The organism is Pseudoduganella sp. (assembly GCF_041914865.1).
Lineage (GTDB): Bacteria > Pseudomonadota > Gammaproteobacteria > Burkholderiales > Burkholderiaceae_D > Rugamonas.
Genome location: NZ_JAYSCO010000089.1, coordinates 1 through 15779, shown reverse-complemented (window position 1 = coordinate 15779; position 15779 = coordinate 1). Strand labels below are relative to the sequence as shown.

The 15779-nt window shown below is 64.8% G+C and carries 13 protein-coding genes; 3 read left to right on the top strand and 10 right to left on the bottom strand.

Annotated elements, in window-relative coordinates; genetic code table 11:
* Positions 1 to 113 precede the first annotated feature (113 nt).
* Positions 114 to 956 carry an NAD-dependent deacetylase gene (locus ACE3TQ_RS25590; protein WP_374586358.1) on the top strand — a complete coding sequence of 281 codons (843 nt, stop codon included), beginning with the start codon at positions 114 to 116 and terminating at the stop codon, positions 954 to 956.
* Here the strand turns inward: ACE3TQ_RS25590 and ACE3TQ_RS25585 are convergent.
* Positions 953 to 1660, bottom strand: a complete 708-nt coding sequence (locus ACE3TQ_RS25585; RefSeq protein WP_374586356.1) for a fumarylacetoacetate hydrolase family protein — start codon at positions 1658 to 1660, stop codon at positions 953 to 955. The genes ACE3TQ_RS25590 and ACE3TQ_RS25585 overlap by 4 nt on opposite strands.
* A 9-nt stretch (positions 1661 to 1669) precedes the next feature.
* A complete protein-coding gene (locus ACE3TQ_RS25580) occupies positions 1670 to 2275 on the bottom strand; it encodes a TetR/AcrR family transcriptional regulator (protein WP_374586354.1) in 606 nt (201 codons plus the stop codon).
* Between the two features lie 98 nt (positions 2276 to 2373).
* Here ACE3TQ_RS25580 and ACE3TQ_RS25575 point away from each other — a divergent pair, with 98 nt between their 5' ends.
* A complete protein-coding gene (locus ACE3TQ_RS25575) occupies positions 2374 to 2871 on the top strand; it encodes a GNAT family N-acetyltransferase (RefSeq protein ID WP_374586352.1) in 498 nt (165 codons plus the stop codon).
* Between the two features lie 7 nt (positions 2872 to 2878).
* On the opposite strand, the gene ACE3TQ_RS25570 is transcribed toward ACE3TQ_RS25575, so the two are convergent.
* From ACE3TQ_RS25570 to ACE3TQ_RS25535, 8 genes are all read right to left on the bottom strand, one after another.
* Complete coding sequence (locus tag ACE3TQ_RS25570) at positions 2879 to 4264, bottom strand: efflux transporter outer membrane subunit (protein WP_374586350.1); 1386 nt, start codon at positions 4262 to 4264, stop codon at positions 2879 to 2881.
* 1 nt (position 4265) lies between these two features.
* Positions 4266 to 7397: an efflux RND transporter permease subunit gene (locus tag ACE3TQ_RS25565; RefSeq protein ID WP_374586348.1), complete on the bottom strand. Its 3132-nt coding sequence runs from the start codon at positions 7395 to 7397 to the stop codon at positions 4266 to 4268.
* Between the two features lie 16 nt (positions 7398 to 7413).
* Complete coding sequence (locus ACE3TQ_RS25560) at positions 7414 to 8595, bottom strand: efflux RND transporter periplasmic adaptor subunit (RefSeq protein WP_374586346.1); 1182 nt, start codon at positions 8593 to 8595, stop codon at positions 7414 to 7416.
* Between the two features lie 92 nt (positions 8596 to 8687).
* Positions 8688 to 10031, bottom strand: a complete 1344-nt coding sequence (locus ACE3TQ_RS25555; protein WP_374586344.1) for a reverse transcriptase family protein — start codon at positions 10029 to 10031, stop codon at positions 8688 to 8690.
* Positions 10032 to 10219: 188 nt separating this feature from the next.
* Complete coding sequence (locus ACE3TQ_RS25550; RefSeq protein WP_374586342.1) at positions 10220 to 10936, bottom strand: hypothetical protein; 717 nt, start codon at positions 10934 to 10936, stop codon at positions 10220 to 10222.
* Positions 10937 to 11055: 119 nt separating this feature from the next.
* Positions 11056 to 12942, bottom strand: coding sequence for an MFS transporter (locus ACE3TQ_RS25545; protein WP_374586340.1), 1887 nt, complete (start codon positions 12940 to 12942; stop codon positions 11056 to 11058).
* A gap of 92 nt (positions 12943 to 13034) precedes the next feature.
* Positions 13035 to 14294 carry an ATP-binding protein gene (locus ACE3TQ_RS25540; RefSeq protein WP_374586338.1) on the bottom strand — a complete coding sequence of 420 codons (1260 nt, stop codon included), beginning with the start codon at positions 14292 to 14294 and terminating at the stop codon, positions 13035 to 13037.
* Positions 14291 to 14929 carry a response regulator gene (locus tag ACE3TQ_RS25535; protein WP_374586336.1) on the bottom strand — a complete coding sequence of 213 codons (639 nt, stop codon included), beginning with the start codon at positions 14927 to 14929 and terminating at the stop codon, positions 14291 to 14293. Before ACE3TQ_RS25535 ends, ACE3TQ_RS25540 begins: the two co-directional genes overlap by 4 nt.
* A 142-nt stretch (positions 14930 to 15071) precedes the next feature.
* Here ACE3TQ_RS25535 and ACE3TQ_RS25530 point away from each other — a divergent pair, with 142 nt between their 5' ends.
* Positions 15072 to 15722, top strand: a complete 651-nt coding sequence (locus ACE3TQ_RS25530; RefSeq protein WP_374586334.1) for an energy transducer TonB — start codon at positions 15072 to 15074, stop codon at positions 15720 to 15722.
* The last annotated feature ends 57 nt before the right edge of the window (positions 15723 to 15779 follow it).

The following is a 15779-nucleotide window of genomic DNA, read 5'->3' as shown; positions in this document are numbered from 1 at the left end:
GACCCCCTGCACCCCATGCAGGTACGCTACCAGGCTGCGCTACGCCCCGACTCGAGCTGTGGATTATAGCAGAGCGATTTGAAGTTTTGTCAAAGTTACCGCACACTACACAAATGCTGATCGATTCTGACCTGGCGGCACGTGCGGCCGACTTAATTGCGCAATCCGACGGACTGGTGATCGCGGCCGGTGCCGGCATGGGTGTCGACTCCGGTTTGCCGGACTTTCGCGGCAACGAAGGCTTCTGGAAAGCCTACCCTGCCCTGGGCCGGGCGCGGATGGAGTTCGCCAGCGTGGCTTCGCCGCGCACCTTCCAGGAGGACCCGGCCCTGGCCTGGGGCTTCTACGGCCACCGGCTTGCGCTGTACCGCGCCACGATGCCGCATGAGGGCCTTGCGCTGTTGCAGTCCTGGGGCGCGGCCATGGACCATGGCTCCTTTGTCTTTACCAGCAATGTTGATGGGCAGTTCCAGAAGGCGGGCTTCGACCAGCGCGCCATCTACGAGTGCCATGGTTCGATCCACCACCTGCAATGCCTGGAGCCGTGCTGCAGCAAGATCTGGCCGGCAGACGACTTCGTGCCGGATGTGGACGCGAATGCCTGCCGTCTGCGCAACGACGCGCCGCGCTGTCCTGAATGCGGCGGGCTGGCGCGGCCGAATATCCTGATGTTCGGCGACTGGAACTGGATCGAGCGCCGCAGCGAGCTGCAGGCGGCGCGGCTGGAGGCTTGGCTGGAGCAGGTGCGCCGTCCGCTGGTGATCGAGCTGGGTGCGGGGACGGCGATTCCTTCGGTGCGCCATTTCGGCCACAGCGTCTTGCAACGCGGCGGCCGCATGGTGCGCATCAACCCGCGCGAGTATGCGGTCGGCAGCCCGGCCGATGTGGGCATTGCCGCCGGCGCACTGGATGGCTTGCGGGCGATTGCGGCGGCGCTGGCCGCCGTGGGCCGTTAGACGAAGGTTACCGACAGGCTGGCAAGTCCTTCGATGCTGCCGGTCAGCGATTGGCCGCGTGCGACGGCGCCCACGCCTTCCGGCGTACCGGTGAAAATCAGGTCGCCCGGTTCCAGGCGGAACAGGGTGGACAGGTTGGCGATGGTTTCGGCTACGGACCAGATCATGTGGTCGGTGCTGCTGGATTGGCGGATCGCGCCGTCCAGCGCCAGCGCGATGGCGGCGTTTTCAATGCCCTGCACTTCGGCTGCGCGGCGCAGTTCGCCGACCGGGGCGGAATAGTCGAAGGCTTTGCCGATTTCCCATGGGCGCCCGGCGTCCTTCATTTTGCCTTGCAGGTCGCGGCGCGTCATGTCCAGGCCCACGGCGTAGCCGTAGATGTGCTGCTGCGCGTCGGCCACGCTGATATCGCTGCCGCCCTGCCCGATCGCCACCACCAGTTCGCACTCGTAGTGGTAATTGCTGGTTTGCGGCGGGTATGGCAACTCTGCTACGGTGCCGGCGGCCACCGGCACCACGGCGGCGGCATCGCCTGGCTTGCAGAAGAAGAATGGCGGTTCGCGGTCCGGGTCGGAGCCCATTTCGCGCGCGTGGCCGGCGTAGTTGCGGCCCACGCAGTACACGCGGCGCACCGGGAAGCGTTCGTCGGTGCCGGCGATGTGCAGTGCCGCGATCTGGTGCGGCGGGAAAACGTATTCGGCCATCTTTGGTCCTCAGGTGAATAGAAGTGCGCGCAGGGCGATGCGGAACGAATCGGCCAGCGCGGGAATCGGGATATGCGGGTTGTGCACGCCGCGCAGGTGCAGGCCCTGGTACAGCGAGATCACAGCCTCCATGCGGCCTTCCACCGTGGTGTCGTCCACGCTCAGGCCGTGCATGGCGCGGCCGGCTTTCAGCACGGCGAGGAAGCGGGCGCGCGTGCGGCGGTCGGCATCCTGGCTCAGGGCGGCGATCACCGGGTTGCGTGCGCTTTCGGCGAAGATCTCGAGCGGCAACGCCCAGTGGTCGGGGTCCAGGTTTTCCGGCACGCTTTGCTCCACGTCGTCGAGGATGGCTTGCAGCGGGTCGGCCTGGCTTTCAATCTTGCGGATGATTTCCATCACGCGCGCTACGTTGTCCTCGACGAAGGCGGCGATGATGGCGTCTTTGCTGTCGAAATAATTGTAGATATGCCCCGCGCTCATGCCGGCTGCCTTGGAAATCTGGGCCATGCTGGCGCCGTGGAATCCGCTGCGGCGGAAGCAGGTGGCGGCGGCATCCAGTACCTGGCGACGGCGGATGGCGGCGCGCTCTGGGTCGTTGTGGCGTTTTTCAGTCATAAGGCGTTAATGTGTCCAAGGGAATGCACTTTGTCAAATTACAACGTGCTATGATTAAAAGGCAGTCACTTCATTCTTCAAGGAAAGAGTGTAACGATATGCCCTCCAAAACCTCCCGCACAATCGAGATGCGTCCCGCTGAAGCGGGCGATGTGGCGTTCATGCAGCAGTTGTACTCCAGTACCCGCAGCACGGATGTCCGCATGGGGGGCTGCGACCTTGCTACCGAAACCCTGCTGCAAGGCTTGCAGTTCAAGGCCCAGCAATCCTGGTTCCAATCCAAATACCCGAATGCCGACCTGGCGGTCATCATGGAGCATGAGCGTCCGGTGGGCCGGCTGTACGTCGATTATGGGCCGGATGAATTGCGCATCCTCGATGTCTGCCTGCTGCCGGAGCACCGCAACCGCGGTATCGGCTTGGGCTTGCTGCGCAGCCTGCAGGCCCAGGGCGAGCGCCTGCGCCTGCCGGTGCGGCTGAACATCGTGCTTGGCAGCCCGGCGCAGCGCCTGCTGCAGCGCTGCGGTTTCGTGATACTGGGCGTGGACGGCATCTACAACGTCATGGAGTGGATGCCGCCCGCCGGTATCGACTAGGCGTCGATCAAGCCCAGCCTCCCAGTACTTTATACAGCGTGACCTGGTTGGCCGCCTTGGCCAGCCGCACGCTGATCAGGCCTTGCTGCGCGGCGTACAGCGCGCGCTGCGACACCAGTGCGTTCAGGTACGACTCCGCCCCTTTCTGGTAGCGCGCCTCGTGGATGCGGTAGCTGCGGCTGGCTGCTTCGGCCAGCGCGGCTTGCGAGGCCACGCGTTCGTCCAGCGTGCCGCGCTGGGCCAGTGCATCGGCCACTTCGCGGAACGCGGACTGGATCGCCTTTTCATAGCGCGCCACTGCAATGCCGTTGTCGGCCTTGGCAATGTCCAGCCTTGCGCTGTTGGCGCCAGCATCGAACAGCGGCAGCGTCAGTTGCGGCAGGAAGGTCCAGGCGCCGCTGCCGGCTTTGAACAAGTCGCCCAGCGCGCCGCTGGCGCTACCGGCGCTGCCGGTCAGCGTAATGCTCGGGAAGAAAGCGGCGCGCGCCACGCCGATATTGGCGTTGGCTGCTTTCAGCGCGTGCTCAGCTTCCAGCACGTCCGGGCGTTGCAGCAGCACGCTGGACGGCACACCGGCCGGCAGTTCGGCCAGCGTGCTCACGGCGGTCGGCAAGGCTTGCGGCAGCAGGCCGGCCGGCACTTGGGTACCGACCAGCAGGGCCAGCGCGTTCTCGCCGGCCGCTACCTGGGCGGTGTAAAGGGCCATGTCGTTGCGCGCCGCTTCCACGCTGGTCTGCGCTTCGTACATGTCGAGACCCGAGGTCGCGCCGGCTTCGAAGCGGCGCTTGCTCAGTTCAAACGTGATTTGCTGGCTTTTCAGCGTGTCCTGCGCCAGGCGCAGGCGCTCCTTGTCGGCCGCCAGGCCGAGCCAGGTGGTGGCCACTTCGGCCACCAGGCTAAGGCGCTGGGCGCGCTGCGCCTGTTCGGTGCCGAGGTAGGCTTGCAGCCCGGCTTCCGACATATTGCGCAGTTTGCCGAACAGGTCCAGCTCATAGGCCGGCAGGGCCAGGCCGCCGCTGTACTGGCGGCTGATGTCGCCGCCCGGGGCACGCGCGGCGTTCTGGCCGATTTGCGCGTTCACCTTGGGCAGCTGGGCGGCGCGGTCAATGCCGTATTGCGCGCGCGCCTTTTCGATGTTCAGGGCCGATACGCGCAGGTCACGGTTGTTCTGCAGCGCCAGCTCCACGACGTCGCGCAGTTGCTGGTCGCCGATGAAGTCGCGCCAGGCGATTTCGCTGGCGGGCTTGGCGTCGGCCGCGCTTTGCGCCGGCTTGTAGGCCTCGCCTTGCGGCCAGACGGCGGCCACCGGCGCCGTTGGGCGCTCATATACCGGCGCCAGGCTGCAGCCGGCCAGCAGGGCCGCCGCTGCAAGGGTAAAGATCGTCTTGTTCATATCAAGCCTCCTTGGCGATAACGGCTGGCGCGGCGGCGCTGCCCTTGCGGGCTACCCAGGCGCGCACCAGCACGAAGAACACCGGCACAAAGAAGATGCCGAGGAAGGTCGCAGTCAGCATGCCGCCCAGCACGCCCACGCCGATGGCGTTCTGGCTGCCGGAACCCGCGCCGCTTGCCAGCGCCAGCGGCAGCACGCCGAGGCCGAAGGCGATGGACGTCATCAGGATCGGGCGCAGGCGCAGCTTCACGGCCTGCAGCGTGGCTTCACGCAGTTCGATGCCCTGCTCTTGCAGCTCCTTGGCGAATTCCACGATCAGGATCGCGTTCTTGGCCGACAGGCCGACCACGGTCAGCAAGCCAACCTGGAAGTACACGTCGTTCGCCAGGTGGAAGCCCCAGGTCGCCAGCACGGTTCCGATAATCCCGAGCGGTACCACCAGCAGCACCGAGAACGGCACCGACCAGCTTTCGTACAGGGCGGCCAGGCACAGGAACACGATCAGGATCGAGATGGTGTACAGCACTGTGGTCTGCGCGCCGGAGTCGCGCTCTTCCACCGACAGGCCGGTCCACTCGAAGCCGATGCCGGCCGGCAGCTGGGCCACCAGCTTTTCCATTTCCGCCATGGCGACACCGGAGCTGACGCCCGGCGCCGGCATGCCCTGCACGTTCACCGACGGCACGCCGTTGTAGCGTTCCAGGCGCGGCGAGGCGTAGATCCAGCGGCCGGTGGCGAAGGCGGAGAACGGCACCATCTCGCCGTGCGCATTGCGCACCGACCACTTGTTCAGGTCTTCCGGCGCCATGCGCGATTCCGGCGTGCCTTGCAGGTAGACGCGTTTCACGCGACCGCGGTCGACGAAGTCGTTCACGTAGGACGAACCCCAGCCCACGCTCAGCACCTTGTTCACGTCGGCCACGGTCAGGCCCAGCGCGGTGGCTTTCTGCTGGTCGATATCGAGCTTGAACTGCGGCGTGTCTTCCTGGCCGTTCGGGCGCACCGCCATCAGCAGAGGGTTCTTGGCGGCCATGCCGAGCAGCTGGTTGCGCGCGCCCATCAGGGCTTCGTGGCCAAGGCCGCCCTGGTCCTGCAGCTGCAGGTCAAAGCCGCTGGCGTTACCCAGTTCCATCACGGCGGGCGGCGCAAAGGCGAACACCATCGCTTCGCGGATCTGCGCGAAGGCGCCCATGGCGCGGCCCGCAATCGCCTTCACCTTCTGGTCCGGGCTCTGGCGCTCGGACCAGTCTTTCAGGCGTACGAAGGCCAGGCCGGCGTTCTGGCCGTTGCCGGCAAAGGAGAAGCCGGCCACGGTGAAGATGGAGGCGACCGACGCTTTTTCGTTCTCCATGAAGTGGTGCTCCAGCTTTTCCAGCACTTTCAGCGTGCGCTGCTGGGTGGCGCCGGTTGGCAGCTGCACCATGGAGAACAGGATGCCCTGGTCTTCTTCCGGCAGGAAGGAGGTCGGCAGGCGCACGAAGGACACCGCCAGCACGGCCAGCAAAGCGCCGTACACCAGCAGCGAACGGCCGCTGCGCGCAATCATCTTGCCGACCCAGCCCTGGTACCTGGTGCTGCTGCGGTCAAAGGTGCGGTTGAACCAGCCGAAGAAGCCCTTGTCCGAAATATGCGAGCCTGGCTTCAGGAAGGTGGCGCACAGCGCCGGCGTGAACACCATTGCCACCAGCACCGACAGCGCCATGGCGGACACGATGGTGACCGAGAACTGGCGGTAGATCACGCCGGTGGAGCCGCCGAAGAATGCCATCGGCACGAACACGGCGGACAGCACCAGCGCAATCCCCACCAGCGCGCCGGAAATCTGGCCCATAGACTTGATGGTCGCCTCTTTCGGCGACAAGCCCTCCTCCGTCATCACGCGCTCAACGTTCTCCACCACCACAATGGCATCGTCCACCAGCAGGCCGATCGCCAGCACCATGGCGAACATGGTCAGGGTGTTGATCGAGTAGCCGAGCGAGAACAGCACGGCGAAAGTACCCAGCAGCACCACAGGCACCGCCATGGTCGGGATCAAGGTGGCGCGGAAGTTCTGCAGGAACAGGTACATCACGATGAACACCAGCACCACCGCTTCGACCAGGGTCTTCACCACTTCATCGATGGACAGTTTGACGAACGGCGTGGTGTCGAATGCCACTACGGCCTTCATCCCTTGCGGGAACTGCTTGCCCATCACTTCGATTTTCTTCTTCACCGCGTCGGCGGTATCCAGCGCATTGGCGCCGGTGGCCAGCTTGATCGCCACGCCCACCGCCGGTGCGCCGTTGTAGCGCGCCACGGTGTTGTAGTTCTCGTTGCCCAGCTCAATGCGCGCCACGTCGCGCAGGTGCACGGTGGCGCCGCTGGCGGTGGTCTTCAGCAGGATGGCGCCGAACTGCTCCGGCGTCTGTAGGCGGCTTTGCGCCGTCACGGTGGCATTCAGCTGCTGGTCCGGTACGGCAGGAGCGCCGCCCAGTTCACCGGCCGACACTTCGGCATTCTGCGCCTGGATGGCGGCGGTGATGTCGGCTGGCGTCAGCTGGAAGCCTTGCAGCTTCTGCGGGTCGAGCCAGATGCGCATCGCATACTGGGAGCCGAACAGCATCACGTCGCCCACGCCCTGCACGCGGCTGAGCGGGTCGATCACGTTGGCGGCCACATAGTCGCCCAGGTCGGACTGCTTCATCTTGCCGTCTTCGGAGACGAAGCCCAGCACCATCAGGAAGTTGCGGGTGGCTTTCGACACCACCAGGCCTTGCTGGGTTACCGCGCTGGGCAGCAGCGGCGTGGCCAGCTGCAGTTTGTTCTGCACCTGCACCTGGGCGATGTCCGGGTTGGTGCCGCTGTTAAAGGTCAGCGTGATATTGATGCCGCCCGAGGAATCGCTGCTGGACGACATGTAGCGCAGGCCGTCGATACCCTTCATCTTCTGTTCGATGATCTGGGTCACGGCGTCTTCCACCGTCTTGGCCGATGCGCCAGGGTAGGAACCGGTGATCGAAATCGACGGCGGCGCAATGCTGGGGTACTGCGAAATGGGCAGCCCTTTGATCGCCATGACACCCGCCAGCATCACGACGATGGCGAGTACCCAGGCGAAAATGGGCCGGTTGATAAAGAAGCGAGCCATGGTTCAGTCTCCCCGCTTAGCGCGCTGCGGCCTGGCGTTGCGCGTCGCCGCCGCCGGCTGGCGTCGACTTCGCTACAACCGCCGGAGCGCCCGGCTTCACCTTCTGCAGGCCTTCCACGATCACGCGGTCGCCCGCCTGCAGGCCGGACTTGACCAGCCACTTGTCGCCGATGGTGCCGCCGGTTTGCAGCACACGCTGTTCGACTTTGCCCTCTTTATTCAACACCAGCGCAGTCGCCTCGCCTTTCGGGTTGCGCGTCACGCCCATCTGCGGCACGGCGATGGCCTGCTCGCTGACGCCGGTTTCCAGCACGGCGCGCACGAACATGCCCGGCAGCAGGTCATGCTTCGGGTTCGGGAACAGCGCGCGCAGGGTCACGTTGCCGGTGCCCGGATCGACGCTGACGTCGGAGAACTGCAGCTTGCCCGGCAGCGCGTACTTGCTGCCGTCCGACAGCAGCAGGGTCACCTTGGCCTGGCCGTCGGCCCGCTTGATCGAACCGCTGTCCATTTCGCGCTTCAGGCGCAGCAGCTCCTCGCTGGACTGGGTCACGTCCACGTAGATCGGGTCCAGCTGCTGCACGGTGGTCAGCGCGGTCGCCTGGCCGGCGGTCACCAGCGCGCCCGGCGTCACATTGGAACGGCTGATGCGGCCCGAAATCGGCGCAGCCACTTTGGTGTACTCCACATTGATGCGCGCCGCGTCGACTGCGGCCTGCGCCGCTTCCACTTCGGCCTTGGCCTGCTCGTGGGCGGCCACCGCATCGTCGTAATCCTGGCGGCTCACGCCTTCGATCGCCACCAGCTCTTTATAGCGCGCCACTTTCGGGGCGGCCGCCGCCAGGTTGGCCTTGGCCTTGGCCAGGCTGGCCTTGGCGGAGTTGAAGGTAGCCTGATAAGTAGCCGGATCGATCTGGTACAGCTGCGTGCCGGCCTTGACGTCCGAACCTTCGGTGAACAGGCGCTTCTGCACCAGGCCACCCACCTGCGGGCGCACCTCAGCCACCTGGTAGGCGGCGGTGCGGCCCGGCAGCTCGGTGCTCATGGCCAGCGGCTGCGGCGAAACAGTGAATACCGCGACTTCCGGCGCCTGCTGACCGCCCGGGGCGCCCTGGCCGCCGGCCTGCTTGCCGCCGCATCCGGCCACCAGCCCTGCCACTGCGGCGACCACGCCCAGCAGCACAAAATTCTTTTGCATGTTTTTCATCTTTTTTCCGAGAAGAACTAGAATGAACGATCATTCTAACATGATCCGGAATCTGACCGACGAGTCAGCAACATGCTGTTACATTAATGAAGATCCCAGTGGATCGCCGCGAACAGGGTCTGCAGCCGCCCCGCGCGTTGCGGGTTCAGCATACGGACGTGGGAGATTTTGCCGGCCAGGTGAGCACGGAAATGGGGGTGGCCGGAGCGGTTCTGCGACACCGGGCCATGGCGCACACAGTTGGTCAGGATTGCCTTCAGCCGGTCATACTCGTCGCGCGCCAGGTTGGGCCGGGCGTTGACCACCACGCCCGTCACCTGCTGCCGCACGCTCTCGCGCATCAGGCGCGTCTTGCGGGTGTTGACCTGGAAGCCCTCTTCCAGGGCGATGGCGGCTACCTGGATATGGAAGCGGTCGGCCGCACGCGCCAGGTCCGCGCCGCCGGAAAACGCCAGGTCGTCGGCATAGCGGCTGTAGCTTGCGCCCAGCGACTGCGCCAGCGCCGCCAGGCGCAAGTCCAGGCGATAGGCGCACAGGTTGGCCAGCGCCGGCGAGCATGGCGATCCTTGCGGCAGGTGCGGCGACTTCAAGGCCTGGCGCTCGGCCCAGGGCAGCATGGCGCCGCCCTGCCCCGCGCGGAAAATGCCGTGCGGCGCGCGGTTGACGCACAGGCGGGCCAGCGTGCCGGCCACGCGCGGCGGGTAGCCGAGCTTTTCGAACAGGGCGTGGATGCGCGCGGCCCGGATGCTCGGGAAAAAGTCCTTCAGGTCCATGCGCAGCACGGCCTGCTGGCCAGCGTGCAGCGCCGCGTGCGTGCGGCAGGAATGGCCGCGCCGGAAGCCATGCGCGGCGGCATGCGGCGGCACCCGGTCCAGCAGCTGGCGCAGGACCTTGTGCTGCAGGCGGCGCAGGCGCGCCTTGGGAATTTCGATCAGCCGCCAGCCGCCGCTGCGCTTGGGCACCCAGCGGTAGTGGTAATGCTGGAGCGCCGCTTGCGCCGCGCCGTCGGCCCGCCACTGGTCGGAAAACCAGTCCAGCGCGCCAACCGGTTCGCCCAGCCAGGCTGCCAGGTCGCCAACGGTTGGCAGTTCCGGCAGCGCAAGTGCGGCCAGCCAGGCCGGCTTCGGCGGCTGCTGCGGCAGGTCGAGGCAGTAGCGCCGCACCGGCGGCAATTCGGTAAAAGGCAGCGCGGCAAGACCCGCATCGTCGCGGCCAAGAAGATGCCAGAGGATATCTGCCAACTCCTGCCGGCTGAAGAAATGGAAGTTTTCCCCGGTGCGCTCGATCAGCGCGCCGCACACGCGCGGCGCCCAGGGCAAAGGAACCTCGAACACGCGGCTGCATGCCGCCAGCAACGCAGGCAGGCTGCCATCGCTGGCAAGCAGCGTATCGGCCAGCGCCAGCACGGCAAGTTTATCGATATCCATGCTGGCGGAGAGGGGCGGAATTCCTTCAACGAGTCTCGTGATGCGTGAGCAGCGTTGCGCGTTAGCGCAAGGACGCTCATGCGGCGTAGTGCAGGACCTTCAATATCCCGCGGGGTAGCCCCGCAGAGGCTGTCCATGCGCCTGGCAAGGACAGGCCGGCTTGGAGGATCCGCCCCGGCGCTAGCCTATCACAGAGTGGCGGGAACCGCTTCCATCTCCACGCTTTGCAGGATGATTTCCGAATACGCTTCGAAGCCGGAGTCGATACCCAGCATGACCCAGACCGCACCGTTGGCGTCTGCGGTCACCTTCAACGGCTTCTCGCTCTTCAGCGTCTTGCTGGCGTAGGCCGGCGTGCCGCCGCAAGCCTGGCCGTTGGCGATATTGCCCAGGATATCGCCTTCCTTGCCGCCGCCGCCCTGGTTGCCGCGGTCCACGTTCATGCGGATATAACCATCGTTGGTGGTGACCGCCTTCGGCTCGGCGGCGGTTGCGCCGGCATACACCCACACCGCCTCGCCCGGCGCGCCACCCACGCCGAAGCAGCCGGACGGCACGTTGCTGGCGAACTTGACGGAGAAGCTAACGTTATAGACGCCGTTCTTTTCCATGCCGGTGAACTGCTTTTTCACGAACACGAACAGGTCGTCGCTTTGATTGGTGCCGCCAATGAGATAACCCTTGCCGGTCAGGGGAGCCGGCAGCGCCTTCGCTTCAAACTTGACGTTGACCGGCGCCGTCTCCGGCGTGTAGTCGGCGGTGCCGCCAGTCCAGCCGGTCACGCCCTTGTCGAAGTCGATCAGCATGTTCAGGCGCTGCGGCTTGGTCTCCCCATTGCCACCGCCGCATGCCGCCAGCAGCGACAGGATGGCGACGGAAAGGCCGGTCTTCAGGATAGTTTTCATTGTGTGCCCTTCTTACAAAAGTTTTAAAGAAACCCAATTGTAAAAAGGACCAAAGGCGCCTGAACGACGCCTTTGTATGTAGAGGTATGTAGCGCGCGGGAGAACTTGGCTACATTTTTTTACTTCCAGTCGCCGCGCAGTTCCGCCACCTGCTGGTACAACAATTCCGGGCTTACTTCAGTCGGCGCAACCGGCTCGCCCACCGCCAGCGACAGCTGCGAACGGAAGCCTTTGCGGAAGGCGCGCTCCAGCAGGTTATCCTTGCTGCGGCTCAGCAGATGGCCCCACAGGCCGCGCAGCGCCATCGGGATCACCGGCACGTGCGAGCGCTCCACGATCTTCTTGATGCCGCCTTTGAACTCGCTCATTTCGCCATCGCGCGTCAGCTTACCTTCCGGGAAGATGCAAACCAGCTCGCCTTCATGCAAGGCCTGCGCGATATCGACGAAAGCCTTCTCCATCAACCATGGGTCTTCCTTGGCCGGCGCGATCGGGATCGCCTTGGCGGTGCGGAAAATCCAGCCGATGAACGGCGTCTTGAAAATGCGGTGGTCCATCACGAAGCGGATCGGGCGCGGGCTGGCCGCCACGATCACCAGCGCATCCACATAGCTGACGTGGTTGCACACCAGGACCGCGCCGCCCTCCTCCGGGATACGGTCCGCATCCACGGTCTTCACCTTGTGCACGGTATGGATCAGGATCCAGGCCAGGAAGCGCAGCAGGAACTCCGGCACCAGCGAGAAGATATACACCGCCACCAGGCCGTTCATGATGGCCGTGGCCAGGAACAGTTCCGGAATCGTGAAGCCCTGCTTCAGCAGCAGGATCGCCACGCCGGTGGCCACCACCATGAACAGCGCGTTCATGATGTTCATGCCCGCAATGGTGCGCGACAGGTGCTGCGGGTCGGCGCGCAGCTGGATCATCGCGAACAGCGGCACGATGAAGAAGCCGCCGAACACGCCGATCATCACCACGTCGAAGATGATGCGCCAGGCGCCCGGCTGCATCAGCATGGAAGCGAAGTTCACCTGGCCCGGCGCGCTGTAGCCAAGGCTGGCCAGGTACAGGTCGATGCCGAACACCGACAGGCCAATCGAACCGAATGGCACCAGGCCGATTTCCACCTTGCGGCCGGAGAGCTTTTCGCACAGCAGCGAACCGGCGCCGATACCCAGCGAGAACATGGTCAGCAGCAGCACGAACACGCTGTCGTCGCCCTTCAGGTAATCCTTGGCATACACCGGGAACTGGGCCAGCACGATCGCGCCATAGAACCAGAACCACGAGTTGCCCAGCATCGACAGGAAGACGCTGCGGTTGCCGGCCGAGAAGCGGATATTACGGATCGATTCGGTGAACGGGTTCCAGTTGATCTTCAATGCCGGTTGCGGCGCCGGCGTATGCGGGATGCCGTACGCCGTGGCCAGGCCCAGCACCGCGAAAAACAGCGTGGCAGCGGCCAGCCAGGCCACGCCGTTCGGCTGCTGCGCAACGATGATGGCGCCGAACACTTGCCCCAGCAGGATGCCGACAAAGGTGCCCATCTCGACGATGCCGTTGCCGCCGGTGAGCTCCTCCGGCTTCAGGTGCTGTGGCATGTAAGCGTATTTGACCGGACCAAACAGGGTCGAGTGCGTGCCCATGCCCAGGATGGCGAACATCAGCAGCCACAGGTTATGCGAGAACCAGCCCAGGGCGGCAACCGCCATGATGCCGATCTCCAGCCACTTGATAATGCGCGCCAGGCGGCCCTTCTCCAGCTTCTCCGCGATCTGGCCCGAGGTGGCCGAGAAGAATACATAGGGCAGGATGAACAGGCCCGGCACCAGGTTGGTCACCAGCGACGGCGGCAAATCGGTCCAGTTTTTGGCGTCGAAGGCCAGGGCCACCACCAGGGCGGTCTTGAACAGGTTATCGTTGAACGCGCCGAGGAATTGCGTCCAGAAGAATGGCGCGAAGCGGCGCTGTTTCAGCAGGTCGAACTGGCTGGGATGGCTCATGTTGCGTCACAGGAATAGTGAAAGTGCTGACAACATACAGGACATTTTCCAGCCACTCAACCCGGCTTGTCAAAGTATCGTAATTTAATACTTTACAGCGGCAGTTCAATGGCGATACGCGTGCCGGATGCGCAATCGAGCGCAAAACTGCCGCCCAGCGCCTGCACACGCTCGCACATGCCCGCCAGGCCCACCCCGGCGGCGGTGCGCGCGGGATCGAAACCGACGCCATTGTCGCCAATCCGGATGTGCAAAACGTCGCCCTGGCGCGACACTTCCACGCTGGCGCGGCTGGCGCGCGCATGCTTGACGATGTTGGAGAGCGCCTCCTGCACGATGCGGTAGGCGGAAATCGCCGCATCGCCCGTGATGGCGCCCACGTCGCCCTCCACCTTCAGCACGAAATGGCAGGCCGGATGGCTGCTGCCGACCTGGCGCACCATTTCCTCCAGCGCGCCCTGCAGGCCGAGCATATCCAGCATCTCCGGCCGCAGCCGGCGCACCAGCGAGCGGCCGTTGTTGTACAGGCCAAGCGCCAGCCGGGTGATGGTTTGCGCCTTGTCGCGCACCTGCGCCGCGGTTCCCGCTGGCGCCATGCCTTCGGCCAGGGTGGCCACCTGCTGCGCCTCCAGCCGCACCGCGATCAGGGTGGCATTCAGCTCATCGTGGATTTCCAGCGCAATCGCCTTGCGCTCATCCTCCACCGCCGACGTGACCCGCTGCAGCAGGCGGCGCTTCTCCGCATCCGCCGCACGCACAGCCGCCATCGACGCCTGCAGGGAATCGGCAAAGCCGCTGGTCATGCGCCAGGCCAGCGCAACGCAGGCCAGCAAACCCGCCAGCGCCACCGCCAGCTCCAGCTGCAATCGCTGGCGCGCCTTCAGCAGCATGGCGCTCGGCGTCATGCGCACCTGCACATAACCCATGGTGCCCACGTTGCGGTTGCCGCCGCCGGTCACGTACAGCAAGCGCTTATGCACCGCCGCCTCGTAATAGCGCGCTTCCGGCCTGGCGTCGCCGCGCGCCGCCACATCCAGCAAAGGCTTGCGGCTGGCATCGAGCAGGGTGATGCGCTGGATTGCGCTATCCGTCTGCAGCATGCCGTTGATGGTGGCGCGCAGCTCGTCAAACTGGCCATACATCAAGCTGATTTCACTGCTCGCCACCAGCGCCGCCGCCAGCAAACGCCCGCGCTCCGCCAGCTCCGCCTGCACCTCGGCCTGGCGCGCCTGGTAGTGGTACCAGGTCAGCGTGGCGCACAGCGCCAGCATCGGCAGCAGCGTAATGGCCAGCAGACGGCCGCGCGTGCCAAGCCGCACGCGCGCGGCGAGCGCGCCCAGTACGCCGGTCACGCCTGCAGCAAGCCGTGACGCACAGCCAGGCGCGTGATGTCGGCCGCCCGCTCAACGCCCAGCTTATCCTTGATCGCCTGGCTCGAATTGCTGATGGTCTTGCTGGAGACGCCCAGCCGGTCGGCGATTTCGGCATTGGTCAGCCCCTCCGCCATCAGCTTGAAGATCTCCAGCGAGCGCTCGTCCAGCAACGCCTGCGGCGACTGCTCGCCCAGCACCGACAGGCTGGCCAGGCGCTCCGCGATCGCCGGCATGAAATACAGCTCGCCCTGGCGCGCGCGCTGCACCGCGTTCGCCAGGTCTGCCGGATCGCAATCCTTGGTCACCAGGGCGCGCGCACCGATGCGGTAAGCCTCCTTCACCAGCGCATCCTGGTCGAACTGGGTCAGGAAAATAATGCGCGCCTTCGGGTCACCCGCCAGGATTTCGCGCGCCACATCCAGCCCCGTCATCTGCTCGCCGAAGCGCATATCGAGGATAGCAACGTCAGGTGCCAGCTCCTGGTAAAGCTGCACCGCCTCCGCAGGGGTCCGCGCCTGCCCCACCACCTCAATGCCGAAACTGGCAAGCGCCATCGCAAAGCCGCCCATCACTACAGGGTGGTCATCAGCCAGCAGTACTTTGGTTTTATCCATGGAATGATCCGTTACTAGGAGGTAGAAGGATACCACGCAAAGACATAGCAATAAAAATTACTTGCCAATTTCCACTAAATAGAAGAATATGCTTCCAACACCTAGCAATTCACCATTCCAACCAAAGGAAAAGGAGGCTTCCATGAACTACGAAACCCCACGCAAGAATTACACCGGCATCGCCTTCGTCACCATCGCGCACCTGTTGGCAGCCTTCATCGCCGTGAAAAACTCGACGATCACGTTTACCCGTGCCGTCCCGCCCGACATCACCGTAACGCCGGTACCGGAAAAGCTCGATCTGCCGCAACCCAAACCAGAAACCGAATTCGAGCCAACGTTCCGCGACCCGCCGATCAGCGTGCCGAAGCCGATCATCGAAACCATTCCGGACCAGCCCACTATCACCGCCCGCCGCATCATCGACGACGATGGCGTGACCAGTGGCAATGCGGGAAGCGGCACGGGCAGCGGCACCGGAAGTGGTGGCGGAGGAGTAGCGCAGCACGAACCGGTACGGGTCGCGCCGATCATTGACGCCAACAACTGCGCCAAGCCGGCCTACCCCGCCGCCGCCTTGCGCAACGAAGAGACAGGCACCGTGTCGTTAGCCTTCCTGGTAGGAAAAGACGGGAAAGTCGCCAGCGCCAAGGTCGAACGCTCCAGCGGCTCGCGCGACCTCGACCGCGCCGCGCTCAACGGCCTGTCCTTGTGCCGCTTCACCCCGGGCACTGTCGATGGCGTGCCTTATGAATCATGGTTCCGCATGCAATACGTCTGGAACCTTGACTAATTGAAATTCGGGGTCAGGTCTGACAATCGGACAAAACTTGCGCTACGCGCAAGTTTT

Excerpts from the sequence above, each read along its gene's own strand:
- ACE3TQ_RS25555 (WP_374586344.1), bottom strand. The coding sequence starts at position 10,031 with ATGGATATCGATAAACTTGCCGTGCTGGCGCTGGCCGATACGCTGCTT.
- ACE3TQ_RS25585 (WP_374586356.1), bottom strand. The coding sequence starts at position 1,660 with ATGGCCGAATACGTTTTCCCGCCGCACCAGATCGCGGCACTGCACATC.
- ACE3TQ_RS25575 (WP_374586352.1), top strand. The coding sequence starts at position 2,374 with ATGCCCTCCAAAACCTCCCGCACAATCGAGATGCGTCCCGCTGAAGCG.
- ACE3TQ_RS25565 (WP_374586348.1), bottom strand. The coding sequence starts at position 7,397 with ATGGCTCGCTTCTTTATCAACCGGCCCATTTTCGCCTGGGTACTCGCC.
- ACE3TQ_RS25535 (WP_374586336.1), bottom strand. The coding sequence starts at position 14,929 with ATGGATAAAACCAAAGTACTGCTGGCTGATGACCACCCTGTAGTGATG.
- ACE3TQ_RS25570 (WP_374586350.1), bottom strand. The coding sequence starts at position 4,264 with ATGAACAAGACGATCTTTACCCTTGCAGCGGCGGCCCTGCTGGCCGGC.
- ACE3TQ_RS25545 (WP_374586340.1), bottom strand. The coding sequence starts at position 12,942 with ATGAGCCATCCCAGCCAGTTCGACCTGCTGAAACAGCGCCGCTTCGCG.
- ACE3TQ_RS25580 (WP_374586354.1), bottom strand. The coding sequence starts at position 2,275 with ATGACTGAAAAACGCCACAACGACCCAGAGCGCGCCGCCATCCGCCGT.
- ACE3TQ_RS25530 (WP_374586334.1), top strand. The coding sequence starts at position 15,072 with ATGAACTACGAAACCCCACGCAAGAATTACACCGGCATCGCCTTCGTC.
- ACE3TQ_RS25560 (WP_374586346.1), bottom strand. The coding sequence starts at position 8,595 with ATGCAAAAGAATTTTGTGCTGCTGGGCGTGGTCGCCGCAGTGGCAGGG.
- ACE3TQ_RS25590 (WP_374586358.1), top strand. The coding sequence starts at position 114 with ATGCTGATCGATTCTGACCTGGCGGCACGTGCGGCCGACTTAATTGCG.
- ACE3TQ_RS25550 (WP_374586342.1), bottom strand. The coding sequence starts at position 10,936 with ATGAAAACTATCCTGAAGACCGGCCTTTCCGTCGCCATCCTGTCGCTG.